The organism is Aquirufa rosea (assembly GCF_004118285.1).
In the GTDB taxonomy this organism is placed as follows: domain Bacteria; phylum Bacteroidota; class Bacteroidia; order Cytophagales; family Spirosomataceae; genus Aquirufa; species Aquirufa rosea.
Window position 1 is genome coordinate 1 of sequence record NZ_SDHY01000043.1, and the last position, 255, is coordinate 255.

The 255-nt window shown below is 49.4% G+C and carries 1 protein-coding gene; it reads left to right on the plus strand.

What is annotated here, in order from left to right; all coding sequences use genetic code 11:
- Positions 1-255 (plus strand): hypothetical protein (locus tag ESB04_RS12510; RefSeq protein ID WP_164969677.1); only part of this gene is annotated, 255 nt, incomplete at both ends.

Consider the following 255-nt stretch of genomic DNA (forward strand, 5'->3'; position numbering starts at 1 on the left):
CCCATACAGTTGCTGGTACTGCTACCACTGTCACGGCCACTACTTCAAGTATTACAGGTACTTCTCCTACCATCACTACGGTGGCTGGTACTGCTACCAAATACCTAGTAACCTCTTCTGGATATTCGCCTGTCGCTGGAGCTACGGTGACCATCTCTGCTCAATTAGCCGATGCCAATAACAACCCTGTCAGTACCAATGGACAAACCGTCAATTGGACCAAGTCTGATGCCAACGGTAGCTTCGCATCTGCTT